At 72.9% G+C, this 12,919-nt stretch carries 12 protein-coding genes and 1 pseudogene; 7 read left to right on the top strand and 6 right to left on the bottom strand.

Annotation, left to right across the window (positions count from 1 at the left end):
- Nucleotides 1–6: 6 nt before the first annotated feature.
- Genes FZ046_RS27765 through FZ046_RS03020 form a run of 3 tightly spaced genes read right to left on the bottom strand, consistent with a single transcriptional unit; the run spans nucleotide 7 to nucleotide 2,926 of the window.
- On the bottom strand, nucleotides 7–1,245 hold the full coding sequence (locus FZ046_RS27765; protein WP_070353155.1) for an SLC13 family permease: 1,239 nt from the start codon (nucleotides 1,243–1,245) through the stop codon (nucleotides 7–9).
- Nucleotides 1,242–2,162, bottom strand: a complete 921-nt coding sequence (locus FZ046_RS27760) for an MBL fold metallo-hydrolase (RefSeq protein ID WP_070353105.1) — start codon at nucleotides 2,160–2,162, stop codon at nucleotides 1,242–1,244. The genes FZ046_RS27765 and FZ046_RS27760 overlap by 4 nt, the downstream gene beginning before the upstream one ends.
- Nucleotides 2,162–2,926 carry a LamB/YcsF family protein gene (locus FZ046_RS03020; RefSeq protein WP_070353106.1) on the bottom strand — a complete coding sequence of 255 codons (765 nt, stop codon included), beginning with the start codon at nucleotides 2,924–2,926 and terminating at the stop codon, nucleotides 2,162–2,164. The genes FZ046_RS27760 and FZ046_RS03020 overlap by 1 nt, the downstream gene beginning before the upstream one ends.
- Nucleotides 2,927–2,976: 50 nt before the next feature.
- Between FZ046_RS03020 and FZ046_RS03015 the strand changes: the two are divergent.
- The 7 genes and pseudogenes from FZ046_RS03015 to FZ046_RS02985 all read left to right on the top strand — a co-directional run bounded on the left by FZ046_RS03015 (nucleotide 2,977) and on the right by FZ046_RS02985 (nucleotide 10,338).
- Nucleotides 2,977–3,810, top strand: a pseudogene (locus FZ046_RS03015) (sulfurtransferase).
- Between the two features lie 47 nt (nucleotides 3,811–3,857).
- Nucleotides 3,858–4,139, top strand: coding sequence for a DUF1490 family protein (locus FZ046_RS03010; RefSeq protein ID WP_070353107.1), 282 nt, complete (start codon nucleotides 3,858–3,860; stop codon nucleotides 4,137–4,139).
- 3 nt (nucleotides 4,140–4,142) lie between these two features.
- Nucleotides 4,143–6,305, top strand: a complete 2,163-nt coding sequence (locus FZ046_RS03005) for a heavy metal translocating P-type ATPase (RefSeq protein WP_070353108.1) — start codon at nucleotides 4,143–4,145, stop codon at nucleotides 6,303–6,305.
- 49 nt (nucleotides 6,306–6,354) lie between these two features.
- Nucleotides 6,355–7,389, top strand: a complete 1,035-nt coding sequence (locus FZ046_RS03000; RefSeq protein ID WP_070353109.1) for a metal ABC transporter solute-binding protein, Zn/Mn family — start codon at nucleotides 6,355–6,357, stop codon at nucleotides 7,387–7,389.
- Nucleotides 7,376–8,155 carry a metal ABC transporter ATP-binding protein gene (locus FZ046_RS02995; RefSeq protein WP_070353110.1) on the top strand — a complete coding sequence of 260 codons (780 nt, stop codon included), beginning with the start codon at nucleotides 7,376–7,378 and terminating at the stop codon, nucleotides 8,153–8,155. Before FZ046_RS03000 ends, FZ046_RS02995 begins: the two co-directional genes overlap by 14 nt.
- Nucleotides 8,155–9,027, top strand: coding sequence for a metal ABC transporter permease (locus FZ046_RS02990; RefSeq protein ID WP_070353111.1), 873 nt, complete (start codon nucleotides 8,155–8,157; stop codon nucleotides 9,025–9,027). The genes FZ046_RS02995 and FZ046_RS02990 overlap by 1 nt, the downstream gene beginning before the upstream one ends.
- Nucleotides 9,028–9,237: 210 nt before the next feature.
- Complete coding sequence (locus tag FZ046_RS02985; RefSeq protein WP_070353112.1) at nucleotides 9,238–10,338, top strand: Rv3575c family transcriptional regulator; 1,101 nt, start codon at nucleotides 9,238–9,240, stop codon at nucleotides 10,336–10,338.
- Here the strand turns inward: FZ046_RS02985 and FZ046_RS02980 are convergent.
- Genes FZ046_RS02980 through kstR form a run of 3 tightly spaced genes read right to left on the bottom strand, consistent with a single transcriptional unit; the run spans nucleotide 10,335 to nucleotide 12,815 of the window.
- A complete protein-coding gene (locus tag FZ046_RS02980) occupies nucleotides 10,335–11,300 on the bottom strand; it encodes a phosphotransferase (RefSeq protein WP_070353113.1) in 966 nt (321 codons plus the stop codon). The genes FZ046_RS02985 and FZ046_RS02980 overlap by 4 nt on opposite strands.
- A 43-nt stretch (nucleotides 11,301–11,343) precedes the next feature.
- Complete coding sequence (otsB, locus tag FZ046_RS02975) at nucleotides 11,344–12,102, bottom strand: trehalose-phosphatase (RefSeq protein WP_070353114.1); 759 nt, start codon at nucleotides 12,100–12,102, stop codon at nucleotides 11,344–11,346.
- A 23-nt stretch (nucleotides 12,103–12,125) separates the two neighbouring features.
- The gene (gene kstR / locus FZ046_RS02970; protein WP_070353115.1) at nucleotides 12,126–12,815 is read right to left on the bottom strand and encodes a cholesterol catabolism transcriptional regulator KstR; all 690 of its coding nucleotides are present in this window, start codon (nucleotides 12,813–12,815) and stop codon (nucleotides 12,126–12,128) included.
- Nucleotides 12,816–12,919 lie beyond the last annotated feature (104 nt).

The following is a 12,919-nucleotide window of genomic DNA, read 5'->3' as shown; positions in this document are numbered from 1 at the left end:
CCGCGCTCAGACGCCCAGGAACCGCACCGAGACCCACAGCCCGGCGACGCCGAGGAGCACCGTCAACGGCACCGTGCACACCCCCACCCGGCTGAATTCGACGAACGGCGCGGAGATCCGCTCGCCCTGGACGACGTTGCGCCACAGCAGGTTCGACAGCGATCCGGGATAGGTCAGGTTCGGGCCGACGTTGACGCCGATCAGCACGGCCAGGACCGCGGCCGGGCCCAGCCCCGCCACCAGGGGTAGCAGTACGAGCACGGCGGGCAGATTGTTCACCACGTTCGACAGCGCGGCGGCCACCGCCGCGATGCCGAGCAGCGCGACGAACGAGGTGCCGCCGGGCAGCACCGAGCGCATCGCGCCGTCGAGACCGTGATGCATGACGCCCGCCACCACCACGCCCAGGCACGGCACGAACGCCAGGAACGGGACGTTGGCCGATACCGCGATGTCGCGGACGCTGCTGTGTCGCCGCACCAGCGCGCGCACGCCCAGCACCACCGCACCGGCCAACGCCGCCCACGCCGGTGCCACGTCGAGCAGCGAGGTCACCGCGAAGCCGACCAGCACGAGCCCCAGCACCACCAGCACGAACACCGGCGTCTCGGCGGGCGGCGGCACGGACTCCGCGTCGGCCGGGCGGACGAGTTCCCGCCGGAACAGCACGCGCAGCACCAGGAACTCCCCGGCGATCACCAGCAGCCACGGCAGCGTCATGACCGCCGTGAAGTGGGCGAAGGTGAGGCCCGCGGCCCCGAAGGCCAGCAGGTTGGTCAGGTTGGACACCGGCATCAGCAGCGACGCGCTGTTCGCCAGGTGCGCGGTGGCGTAGGCGTGCGGCCGTGAGGGCACCCCGAGCGTGCGGGCGGTGGCGAGCACGACCGGCGTCAGCAGCACGACGGTCGCGTCGAGGCTCAGCACGGCCGTCGTGACGGCCGCGATGACGAACACGGTGACCAGCAGGCGGCGCGGATCCCCGCCGGATCGCCGCGCCATCGCGACGCCCGCGGCGTGGAACAGTCCCTCGTCGTCGCACAGCTTGGCGAGCACCAGCACCGCCGCCAGGAAGCCGACGACCGGCAGCAATCGCAGCGTCTCGGTCCACGCCTGCTGCGGCGTCACGACGCCGCACAGCACCAGCAGGGCGGCGGCGGGAACGGCGGCGACGGCCTCGGGCAGCCCGCGGGGTCGGATGAGCGCGAACGCCAGCACCGCCGCCAGTGCCAGCAGCGCGAGGGTCAGCGCCACGGATCGCAGCGCTGCCAGAGCGTCGGGAGGTGCAGTGGCACGCCGTCCTCGCGGGCGAGCGCCGAGAGCACCCGCATCGACGCGTCGAGGTCGTCGGCGGCGTAGGGCAGCGCCCGCAGCGGTTGGTGCAGCGGGCGGAAGAAGTCGTCCCAGTGGATGAGGACCACCCGGCGGGCGCCGACGGTCCGCACCGTCTCGGTCCAGTAGTCGACGAGGTAGCGCTGCGGCTGCAACCCCAGCTGTCCGACGCCGAGGTACACCACGTCGGCGCGGTGTCCGCGCAGCGCGCCGGGCACGAAGCCGGCGCTGCCGACGATCAGCAGGCCCCGGCCGGTCTCGCGGTGCCGGACGAGTGTCGACCAGGCTTCGCCGCACCGGTAGGCAGCGGCCCGGACCGGAGGCCGCACGGGCGCGGTGATGGTGCCGGGGAAGCGGTCCGGCGGGCAGTGGTCGCCCACGACCAGTGTGACGTCGAAGGCGCCGAGCCCGACGGCCGTGCCGGGTTCGGCGACGACGATGCGGTCCTCGGGCAACCCGCCGCCGCGGCCGACGTTGGCGGCCGAGACACCGCCCACCAGCACAGCGCCGGTGCGCGCCGCGACGACGGCGCTGTCCATGGCGTGGTCGAAGTGGGTGTGCACCGGCAGCACGCCGGCCAGCCGGTTCACCCCGAGGCGGGCCAGGCACCCGTCGATGCGTGCGAGCGACGGTGCCAGCGAACGGGTTCCGACGGTCAGCAGGCCGGGCAGGGAGAAGAAGCCGTCGGTGAGCACCGCGCTGTCGCCGTCGTCGATCAGCAGCGTCGTCACGCCCGCCCACGTCACGGTGACCGCAGCGTCCGCGGCGGCCTCGGGGGCATCGAAGTACCGGGCGTAGCGGGCCAGGTCCGGCCTGCCGAGCACGAGCCGCATCAGAGGAAGCTCCGCAGCGTGACGCCATCGGCCAGCAGCCGGTCGCGCACGGCGTGGGCGATGTTCACCGCACCGGGTGAATCCCCGTGCACGCACACCGATCTCGCGTCGACGGTGACGTCGGTGCCGTCGACGGCCGTGACCCGTCCCTCGGCGACCATCCGCGCGACCCGTGTCGCGATCTCGTCGGGATCGTGCAGCACCGCCCCGGGCTCGCGCCGCGGGACGAGCGTGCCGTCGCCCCGGTAGCCGCGGTCGGCGAACGCCTCCGGAACCGTCGGCACGCTTAGCCGCTCGGCGGCGGCGAAGAACGCGGACCCGGCGAGCCCCAGCACCGGCAGCGTGGGGTCCACCGCGTGCACGGCCTCGGCCACGGCGGCGGCCTGCTCCTCGTGTCCGACGATCGTGTTGTACAGCGCGCCATGGGGTTTGACGTACTCGACGGTGGTCCCGACGGTGTGCGCCAGCGCCTGCAGGGCGCCGATCTGATAGACGACGTCGGCCACCAGGTCGTCGTGCGCGACGTCGATGAAGCGCCTGCCGAACCCCGCGAGGTCGCGGTAGCCGACCTGTGCGCCGACCCGGACGCCGCGCGCGGCGGCCGCACGACAGGTGCGGGCCAGCCCGGCGGGATCCCCCGCGTGGAACCCGCAGGCGACGTTGGCGCTGGTGACGACGTCGAGCATCGCCTCGTCGTCGCCGAGTTTCCAGGCGCCGAAGCCCTCGCCGAGGTCGGCGTTCAGGTCGATGCTGGCGGCGGGCACGCGGGTCAGCCTACGGCGGGTGGCTGGGAGCCCGGTGGCAGCATCGTGGGATGAGCGATCACCGTGCCGACGTCCTGATCTCCGCCGCCGAGCTGCGTGCGCTGCTCGATGACGGCACGCCGGTCACGCTGCTCGACGTGCGGTGGCAGCTCGGTGCACCCGACGGCCGCGCTGCTCACGCGGCGGAGCACCTGCCGGGCGCGGTGTACGTCTCGCTCGAGGACGAGCTGTCCGATCACGCGGTGCCCGGACGCGGCCGTCATCCGCTGCCCCGCGGCGCGGCGGTGGGGGAGGCCGCGCGGCGCTGGGGGGTGCGGGCCGGGGTGCCGGTGGTCTAGTACGACGACTGGAACCGGGCGGGCTCGGCGCGCGCCTGGTGGGTCCTCACCGCGGCCGGCATCGACGGCGTGCGCATCCTCGACGGTGGACTGGCCGCGTGGCGGGCGGCCGGCGGTGCCCTCGAGACCGGTCCGGTCACCGCCGCGCCCGGCGACGTCGCCGTCGCGCACGACGACCTGTACGCCGGTGCGCTGCCCACCCTGACCGCCGACGACGCCGCGGCGCTGGGCGCCGGCCTCGTCGACGCCCGCGCCCCGGAGCGGTTCCGCGGCGACGTCGAGCCGGTCGACCCCGTCGCCGGGCACGTCCCCGGCGCACGCAACGTGCCGAGCACCGCGCTGCTCACCGCGGACGGTGAATTCCGTTCGCAGAACGACCTTTCCGGGGCACTGGGCGATGCGACCGGCGCGTACTGCGGGTCGGGCGTCACGGCGGCGGTGGTGGTCGCAGCGTCGGCGGCGACCGGCCGGTCACTGCCGCTCTTCCCGGGCTCGTGGTCCCAGTGGTGTGGTGAAGCGAACCGTCCCGTCGCGACCGGCGGCTAGTCTGGGCGCGACACGGGGTCGGTAGCGGGGGCGACGGAGGTTCGGCGATGGTGCTGTCAGGTGTGCTGGCCAAGGCCGCGGGCACGGTGGTCACGGGCGTGGTCGGCGTCGCCGCCTACGAGGCGTTGCGCAAGACGCTGGCCAAGGCGCCGCTGCGGGAAGCCGCGGTGGCGAGTACCGCCGTCGCGCTCAAGGGCGCCCGCAAGGCCGAGGAGGGCGCCGAGAACGCCCGGCTGAAGATCGCCGACGTGGTGGCCGAGGCGCGCGAGCGCATCGGCGAGGAGGCCGTCCCGCCGGCGGTCGGGGACGCTCACGTCCACGACCACTGAGCCGTGGCCGACCAGCTGACGGTCCTGTCCGACGCCGCTGGACGCCTCCGGGTCCGCGTGCCGTGGCTGCGCGCCGACACGGTGCGGGCAGTGGCCATCGAGGACGCCGTCGACCTCGTGGGCGGCGTCCGCATGACGCACGCCTACCCGCGCACCGGGTCCGTCGTGGTGTGGTATTCGCCGGCACGATGTGACACGGCCGCCGTGCTCGCCGCCATCGCGGACGCCCGGCACGCGACGCCGGTGTCCTCGGCGCTGGTCCCGCGTTCGGCGGACGTCAGCAATGCCGACCTGCTGCGCATCGCCGTCGGCGGGCTGGCGCTCGTGCTGCTCGGCGTGCGGCGCTACGGATTGCGCCGGCCGCCGCTGCTCGGCCCCACGTCGCGCACGCTCGCCACCGGTGCCACGATCGTCACCGGCTATCCGTTCCTGCGCGGCGCGCTGCGCTCGTTGCGGGGCGGGACGTCGGCGGGCACCGACCTGCTGGTCTCGGCGGCGACGGTGGCGAGCCTCGTGCTGCGCGAGAACGTCGTCGCGCTCACCGTGCTGTGGCTGCTCAACATCGGCGAGTACCTGCAGGATCTCACCCTGGGTCGCACCCGCCGCGCGATCGCGAACCTGTTGCAGGGCAACCAGGACACCGCGTGGACCGTGCTCCCGGACGGCACCGAGGTGCAGGTGGCGCTCGACGGCGTCGGCGTCGGCGACCACGTCGTGGTGCACGAGCAGGTCGCCATACCCGTCGACGGCGAGGTCGTGGAGGGCGAGGCCATCGTCGACCAGTCCGCGATCACCGGAGAGACGCTGCCCGTCACCATCGCTGCGGGCGCGCGCGTGCACGCCGGGTCGGTGGTCGTTCGCGGCCGTCTGGTGGTGCGGGCGTCGGCTGTGGGTCGGGACACCACGATCGGCCGCATCGTGGCCCGCGTCGAGGAGGCGCAGCACTCGCGCGCGCCGATCCAGACCGTCGGTGAGAACTTCTCCCGCCGATTCGTGCCGCTGTCGTTCGTCGTCTCGGCGGCGACCCTCGTCCTCACCGGCGACGTGCGCCGCGCCATGACCATGCTGCTGGTGGCCTGCCCGTGCGCGGTGGGCCTGGCGACGCCGACGGCCATCAGCGCGGCCATCGGCAACGGCGCCCGGCGCGGCATCCTCATCAAGGGAGGCGCGCACCTCGAGGAGGCCGGCCGCGTCGACGCGGTGGTGTTCGACAAGACCGGCACTCTCACCCGCGGCCGTCCGGTGGTCACCAACATCGTCAGCTTCCACGACGACTGGCCGCCGGAACGCGTACTCGCCTATGCCGCGAGTTCGGAGATCCACTCCCGACATCCGTTGGCAGAGGCGGTGATCCGCTCGACCGAGGAGCGGCACATCACGATACCGCCGCACGAGGAGTGCGAGGTGCTCGTCGGGCTCGGCATGCGCACCCGTGCGGACGGGCAGACGCTGCTGCTGGGCAGCCCGGCGCTGCTGCAGCGGGAGGGCGTGCACGTCGCCGAGGACGCTGCCCGGTGGGTCACCCGGCTGCGGGCCGAGGCGGAGACGCCGCTGCTGCTGGCGGTCAACGGCGAGTTGGCCGGTCTGATCAGCCTGCGCGACGAGGTGCGTGCGGAGGCCGGCGAGGTACTGCGGGCGTTGCGCGACGTCGGCGTACGGCGCATCGTGATGCTCACCGGCGACCACCCGCAGACCGCCCGCGCCGTCGCGGCGGCGCTGGGCATCACCGAGTGGCGCGCGGAGGTGCTGCCCGAGGAGAAGCTCGACGTAGTGCGCGCGCTGCGCGACGAGGGCTACGTGGTGGCGATGGTGGGCGACGGCATCAACGACGCACCGGCGCTCGCAGCCGCCGACATCGGGATCGCCATGGGTCTCGGCGGCACCGACGTCGCGGTCGAGACCGCCGACGTCGCGCTGGCGGGCGACGACCTGCGCCGGCTACTGGACGTGCGCGACCTGGGTGGCCGTGCGGTCGAGGTCATCCGGCAGAACTACGCGATGTCCATTGCCGTCAACGCCTTCGGGTTGCTGCTCGGTGCGGGCGGCGGGCTGTCCCCGGTGCTGGCGGCCGTCCTGCACAACGCGTCGTCGGTCGCCGTGGTGGCCAACAGCTCGCGGCTCATCCGCTACGAGATGACGCCGCCAGATGACAACGATTGTCGATAACCGGGGCCCCCGTGCGGCGCCGACAGATGCAAACGGTTATCGTTATCGCATGTCGATCGCCCACCGCCGCCTCGCGGCTGCCGCGCTCCTCGCGGCACCACTCGTCCTCGCCGCCTGCTCCGGGAGCGGCGACGAGGCCTCGTCGACCACCGTCGCGGCCGACGCGCCCGCGTGCCCGACCACCCCGGTGAACGTCGTGGTCAGCGTCGACCAGTGGGGCGACGTCGTCAGCGACCTCGGCGGTGCCTGCGCCACCGTGACCACGCTGCTGGCCAGTTCGTCGGTCGACCCGCACGACTACGAACCGTCGCCGGCCGATGCCGCGAAGTTCGAGGGCGCCCAGCTCGTGGTCGTCAACGGCGGGCACTACGACGAGTGGGCGGCCAAGCTCGCCGCCGGGTCCGCGCCCGATGCGCCGATCGTCGACGCCCTGCTGACCAGCGGCGGCGAGGCCGCCGATCACGACCACGGAGCCGATCACGATCACGGGACCGATCCCGATCACGGGGCGCAGCCGCACGGCCAGGACGCCGACGGCCACGATCACGGCGGGGCCAACCCGCACGTCTGGTACAGCCCGACGGCGGTCACCGCCGTCGCCGACGCCGTCACCGCCCGGCTGACCGCGCTGTCCCCGGACGCCGGTCAGTACTTCGCCGAACGCCGCGCCGACTTCGCGACGCAGCTCGAGCCCTACGACGACGTCATCGCCAAGATCAAGGCACAGGCCCCGGGCAAGGGGTACGCCGCCACCGAGAGCGTCTTCGACGACATGGCCGCCGCGGTCGGCCTGCAGAACAGGACGCCGCCGGGCTATCAGGCCGCGTCGAGCAACGAGACCGATCCGTCGCCAGCCGACCTCGACGCCATGCTCGCCCTGCTGCGCGACAAGGGCGTCGACGTGCTGATCTACAACACCCAGACCGAGGGCTCCGTGCCGCAACAGGTGCGCGCCGCGGCCGAATCGGCGGGCGTGCCGGTCGTCGAAGTCACCGAAACCGTGCCGCCGGGGGTCGATTCGTTCGAAGCTTGGCAGGTGAACCAACTGAACTCCCTCGCCAAGGCGCTCGGTGTCGCCGTCTGACCCAGGAGCACCGGCACTGGTCTTCGAGGACGTCAGCGTCGTCCGCGGCGGACGCCTGATCTGGTCGGAAGGCACCTTCACCGTCCCCTCGGGCGGCATCGTCGCCGTCATCGGCTCCAGCGGCTCGGGCAAGACGACGCTCCTGCACGCCATACTCGGCACCCTGCCGGTCGCCTCGGGGGAGATCCGGGTACTGGGCGAGCGGCCCGGTGCGGTCACCGGCGCCATCGGCTACGTGCCGCAGAACTACGCGGCCGCAGCGGGCAACGCGATCCGCGCGTGCGACGCCGTCCTGCTCGGATCGACCGGACGCCGCTGGGGTTTCGGCCGCGCGAGCCGGGCCGAGCGGCAGCGCGTGGACGAGGTGCTCGCGGCCGTCGACGCCACCGACTTCGCGGGGCAGCGCCTCTCCCAGCTCTCCGGTGGGCAGCGTCAGCGCATCGCCATCGCCGAGGCCCTCGTCAGCCGGCCGCGTCTGCTGATCCTCGACGAGCCGCTCACGTCGCTCGACATCCGCAACCAGCGCGGCATCGTCGGCCTCCTCGCCCGGGTGAAGGAGGAGTTCGGCGTGACCATCGTGGTCGTCGCCCACGATCTGAACCCGCTGCTGCCGATCCTCGACGGCGCCATCTACCTGCTCGACGGGCACCCCCACTACGACGCCACCGAGGACGTCGTCGACGGGGCGCTGCTGACGCACCTGTACGGCACGTCGGTGCAGGTGGTGCACACCCCGCAGGGCGAGCTGTACGTGCGGAGCATCTGATGGTCGCGGTCGTCGCACTCGGCTACCAGGACAACTGGGTGCACATCCTGGAGTCGTCGTTCATGCGCAACGCCATCCTCGGCGGCTCCGTCGTCGCGCTGGCAGCCGGCATCATCGGGTACTTCATCATCGTGCGCAGCAGCGCGTTCGCCGCGCATGCGTTGGCGCACATCGGCTTTCCCGGGGCGACCGGAGCCGTCCTGCTCGGCCTGCCGGTCTCGATCGGCCTGGGCGTGTTCTGCGTGGGCGGGGCGCTGGCCATCGGCGCGCTGGGCAAGCGGGCCGACGAACGCGAAGTCGCGACGGGCACCATCCTGGCCGCCGCGACCGGACTCGGGCTGTTCTTCAGTTCGCTCGCCACCAAGAGCAGCAGCACGGTCACCAACGTCCTGTTCGGCAACCTGCTGGCCGTAACCGACGAGCAGCTGGTGACCTTCGGCGTGGTGCTCGGCGTGATCGTCGCGGTGATCGCGTTCGTCTACCGCCCCTTGCTGTTCGCGTCGGTCAACCCCGAGGTCGCCGAGGCCCGCGGCGTCCCGGTGCGTGCACTGTCGGTGATCTTCATGGCGCTGCTCGGGCTGTCGATCACGATGGCGGTGCAGGCCGTCGGCACGCTGCTGCTGTTCGCGCTCGTCGTCACCCCGGCTGCGACGGCGATCATGCTGACGGCTCGCCCGGGCGTGGCGATCGCCGTCGCCACCGGCATCGCGCTGCTGTCGGTGTGGGGCGGGCTGGTGGTCTCGGCGATGTTCAACGTGCCACCCAGCTTCGTCATCACCACGCTCGTCAGCACCATCTGGTTCGCGACGTGGCTGGCCGACCGCCGCCGCAGGCCCGCGTCGACGCCGTTGCCGCACGGCGTCCACGGGTAGGGCTTTCCCCGATTCGCCGCCGCCGCGCCTGCTGTCACCATCGGACGCGGCGGACGTTCAGGGTCGTCGGCCGAGCGAGGGTGACCCACCGCCGGTGCCCGGGGGAGATGGTGCACGGGGCCGACGGGAAGACGGCGACGGTGAGGGGTCGGCGTCGTCGGTTCCCCTGGCGGTGACGGGCCCTGAACGAACCCGCTAGCCTCATGGAGCATGTCCCGAGGTCCGACGCCCCGACGGCGGGCGACGCTGGCCTCGCTGGCCGCCGAACTCAAGGTTTCGCGCACCACGATCTCCAACGCCTACAACCGGCCCGACCAGTTGTCGGCCGATCTGCGCGAGCGCGTGCTGGCGACGGCGAAGCGCATGGGTTACCCGGGCCCGGACCCCTTGGCGCGGTCACTGCGCACCCGCCGAGCGGGCGCGGTGGGCCTGATGATCACCGAACCGCTCAACTACTCGTTCAAGGATCCGGCCGCCCTGGACTTCGTCGCCGGTCTCGCGGAGTCGTGTGAAGTCGCAGGGCAGGGGCTGCTGCTGGTGGCCATCGGTCCCAACCGTTCGGTCGCCGAGGGCACCGCGGCGGTGCTGGCCGCGGGCGTCGACGGATTCGTCGTCTACTCGGCCTCCGACGACGACCCGTATCTGCCGGTGGTGCAGCAGCGCGGCATGCCGCTGGTGGTGGTGGACCAGCCCAAGCACGTGCCCGGCGCCTCGGTGATCGGCATCGACGACCGGGCGGCGATGCGGGGCATGGCCGAGTACGTGCTCGGGTTGGGTCATCGCCAGATCGGGCTGCTCACCATGAAACTCGGCCGTGAGTGGCCGCACGGTTCCGCGCCGGCGGCGCTCGCCGACGCCGAACGGGTGACGACGCCGTGCTTCGGGGTGCAGCGCGAGCGGTTGGGCGGCGTGCGCGACGCGTTGGCGGCCGCCGGCCTGGACCCCGACGGGTTGACCGTGGTCGAGAGCTTCGAGCATTCGCCGACGGCCGGCGGTGCCGCCGCCGAGGTTGCGCTGCAGGCGGATTCGCGCATCACGGCGCTGATGTGCACGGCCGACGTGCTGGCACTGTCGGCCATGGACCACCTCCGCGCGCGCGGTATCTACGTGCCCGGGCAGATGACCGTCACCGGATTCGACGGCGTGCCCGACGCCTTGGCGCGCGGCCTGACCACCGTGCGTCAGCCGAGCCAGGACAAGGGGCGCCGCGCCGGGCGCCTCCTGCACGAGCCGCCGAGATCCGGCCTGCCCGTCGTGGAGATGCTCCCGACCGAACTCATTCGCGGCCGGACGTCGGGGCCGCCCGCCTAGGGTGCGGTGACCTCGGGCGTCGATCGCCAGGCGGCCAGAGCGGGAGCCAGCGCGTCGGTGAGCATCGGCAGCCGGCGCGCCATGGACAGCGCCGCGACGGCCGACAGGGCCGCGGCCGCGTTCACCACCCGCCGCACGCGCGCGTCGAGCGGCCGCAGCCCGAGCTGCCGCGCGGTGGCGTCGTAGCCCGCCACCGCACGAGCGTCGGCGACCGTGACGTCGTACTCGACGGGCCCGGTGGTCACGAGTTCGAAGTCCGACCACAATTCGCCCGCCGCGGTGACGATCGTGTTGTGGAACGGTGCGTCGCCGTGGATGGGCTGCACACTCACACCGGGAAACGCCGTCTCGAACGCCTCCCGGGACGCCAACGGTCCCGCCAGCACGTACCACTCCCGCTGTGCGCGATCGAGATCCGCAACGGTCAACGGGCCGGGACGGCGCTCGAGCGCCGACAGGCCCGTCGGGACGAACGCGCGCGTCGCGGTCAAGAAACCGAGTCCCGCGCCAGGATGGTCCCGTAGCGCCGCGTGCAGCCGGGCGGTCCGCGCAATGCGGGCGGCGTAGTCGGGCGCAGCATCACCCTCTTCGCCGTCCCCCTCTTCGCCGTTGCCCACCTCAGGGACGAACTGCCAGAACGTCATCGAGAACCCGTCGCGCCGGACGGGTTCCCGCGGCACCAGCGGGCTGGGCGGCACCACGGGATGTCCGCCGTCGGCCAGCCATTCGGTGACCGCCAGCTCCGAACGCTGCTGTGCGAGTTGGGCTTCGGAGTGGAGGTAGTCCGGGAGCACGGTGGGTACCCGCACCACCACGGGGGCTGGGGCCAGGTGGACGACGACGGAGAAGGCGTCGTGCAGGACGCGGGGGTCCTCGACCCGCAGGCCGAGCGCGCGGCCCGCCGCGGTCGCCGCCGTCACGGCGCGGGCGGTGCGGTCGGCGGGGTCGGCGTCGGTGGGCACGAGCCCCAGTGTTGCGGTCGGAGACGGCCGCGTCGAACGCTTTTCAGCGCCGCGCGGCGGCGATCCGGTCCAGTGTGGCGGCGACGTCGTCGGGGTCGTCCACCCGGTAGCGCGCCAGGCTCTCTCCGGGTCCCACCTTGACGCCCACGTCGCCGTCACGCAGCCGCCGGAAGGCCTTCTCGTCGGTGACGTCGTCGCCGAGGAACACCACGGCGGTGGCGGCGCTCTGCTCGCGTAGCGCCTCGAGCGCCGCGCCCTTGTCGGTGTCCACGACGGCGAATTCGAGCACGGCCTTGCCCGCGGTCTCGTGCGCGCCCCAACCCTCGGCGGCCCGGCGGGCCGCGGCCAGTGCACGCTCGCCGTCGGCCGCACTGGCGTTGCGCACGTGCAGTGCCGCGCTGGCGGGCTTGGTCTCCACCGTCACGCCCGGCAGGTCCGCCGCGATCTCGCGTAGTTCCGCCACGATGCGCGCGAGCAGTTCGGTGTCGACGAGATCGGCGAAGCCCGCGTCGAACTCGGCTCCGTGACTGCCGACGAGGTGGACCGTCGGGGGCAGGTCCGCTCCGGTCAGGTCACGCAGGACGGCGAGTGCGCGGCCGGACACCAGTGCGACCGTGGTTTCCGGCAGCGCTGCCAGTGCGGTGAGCGCAGCGGCCGCGGCGGGCAGGGCCCGCGCCGTGGACGGGTCGGTCACGATGGGCGACAGGGTGCCGTCGAAGTCGGAGACGACCAGCAGGCGCGGCGTCGCCGCGGCGTCGTCGAGTGCGGACCGAAGATCTGCCGGCAGGGTCACGCCGACCATCCTTGCGCAGCGGCGCCGCCGGGTCAGATCTTGGGGTGCTCGCCGTCGCCGATCAGCAGTCGCACGGCCAGGTCGAGCCGTTTGCTGACGTCGGTGGCCGAGGCCCGGCGCGTCAGCCAGGCGAGCAGGTTCGACAGCCACACGTCGGAGATGACGCGGGCGATGTGGTACTGGTCCTCGGTGGGCTCGCCGTCGCTCATCGCGCGGGCGAACATGGAGTCCATCAGCTTGCCGACGTGATCGACCTCACCGGCGGCCGAGGCGTCGGCGAAGACGAACGCCCGCGTCATCGCCTCGGTCAGCAGCGGGTTGCGCTGCATCGAACGGTTGAGCTTGCCGACCATGATGTTGAGCCGCTGGTACGGCGTCCCGCCGGTCAACGACGCGCGGTCGGTCTTGGCGTCGATGCGCTCGAACTCGCGGCCGAGGGCGGACACCAGCAGGTGCACCTTGGAGGGGAAGTAGCGGTACAGCGTGCCGACGGCGACGTCCGCGCGCTCGGCGACCGCGCGCATCTGCACGGCTTCGTACCCGCCCTTGGAGGCGATGGCGAGCGTCGCGTCCAGGATGCGCTTGCGGCGCTCCCGCTGGGCTTCGGACCCGAGTTCGGACTCGGCGAGGACGGCCACGTTCATCACCTGGCGCGGGCCCGCGGCCCCGTCGGACCCGGAACCCGTAGCTGCTTGCCCCGACACTGCAGACGACCCAGACATGCGGCGGTCAGCTCCTTCTCCTTGCGCTCGAAGTGAAAACGATACGCATGCCGCTCGTCGATTGCTCACCTCCGGGCGCCCGGGTCACATTACGTGTGCTGCTG

Source organism: Mycolicibacterium grossiae, from assembly GCF_008329645.1.
Taxonomy (GTDB): domain Bacteria; phylum Actinomycetota; class Actinomycetes; order Mycobacteriales; family Mycobacteriaceae; genus Mycobacterium; species Mycobacterium grossiae.
Note: the sequence above shows the minus strand (reverse complement) of the source record. Positions and strands in the feature narration are given on the sequence as shown.

Excerpts from the sequence above, each read along its gene's own strand:
- FZ046_RS02990 (WP_070353111.1), top strand. The coding sequence starts at position 8,155 with ATGGTCGCGGTCGTCGCACTCGGCTACCAGGACAACTGGGTGCACATC.
- otsB (WP_070353114.1), bottom strand. The coding sequence starts at position 12,102 with ATGGTCGGCGTGACCCTGCCGGCAGATCTTCGGTCCGCACTCGACGAC.
- kstR (WP_070353115.1), bottom strand. The coding sequence starts at position 12,815 with ATGTCTGGGTCGTCTGCAGTGTCGGGGCAAGCAGCTACGGGTTCCGGG.
- FZ046_RS03010 (WP_070353107.1), top strand. The coding sequence starts at position 3,858 with ATGGTGCTGTCAGGTGTGCTGGCCAAGGCCGCGGGCACGGTGGTCACG.
- FZ046_RS02985 (WP_070353112.1), top strand. The coding sequence starts at position 9,238 with ATGTCCCGAGGTCCGACGCCCCGACGGCGGGCGACGCTGGCCTCGCTG.
- FZ046_RS27760 (WP_070353105.1), bottom strand. The coding sequence starts at position 2,162 with ATGCGGCTCGTGCTCGGCAGGCCGGACCTGGCCCGCTACGCCCGGTAC.
- FZ046_RS03000 (WP_070353109.1), top strand. The coding sequence starts at position 6,355 with ATGTCGATCGCCCACCGCCGCCTCGCGGCTGCCGCGCTCCTCGCGGCA.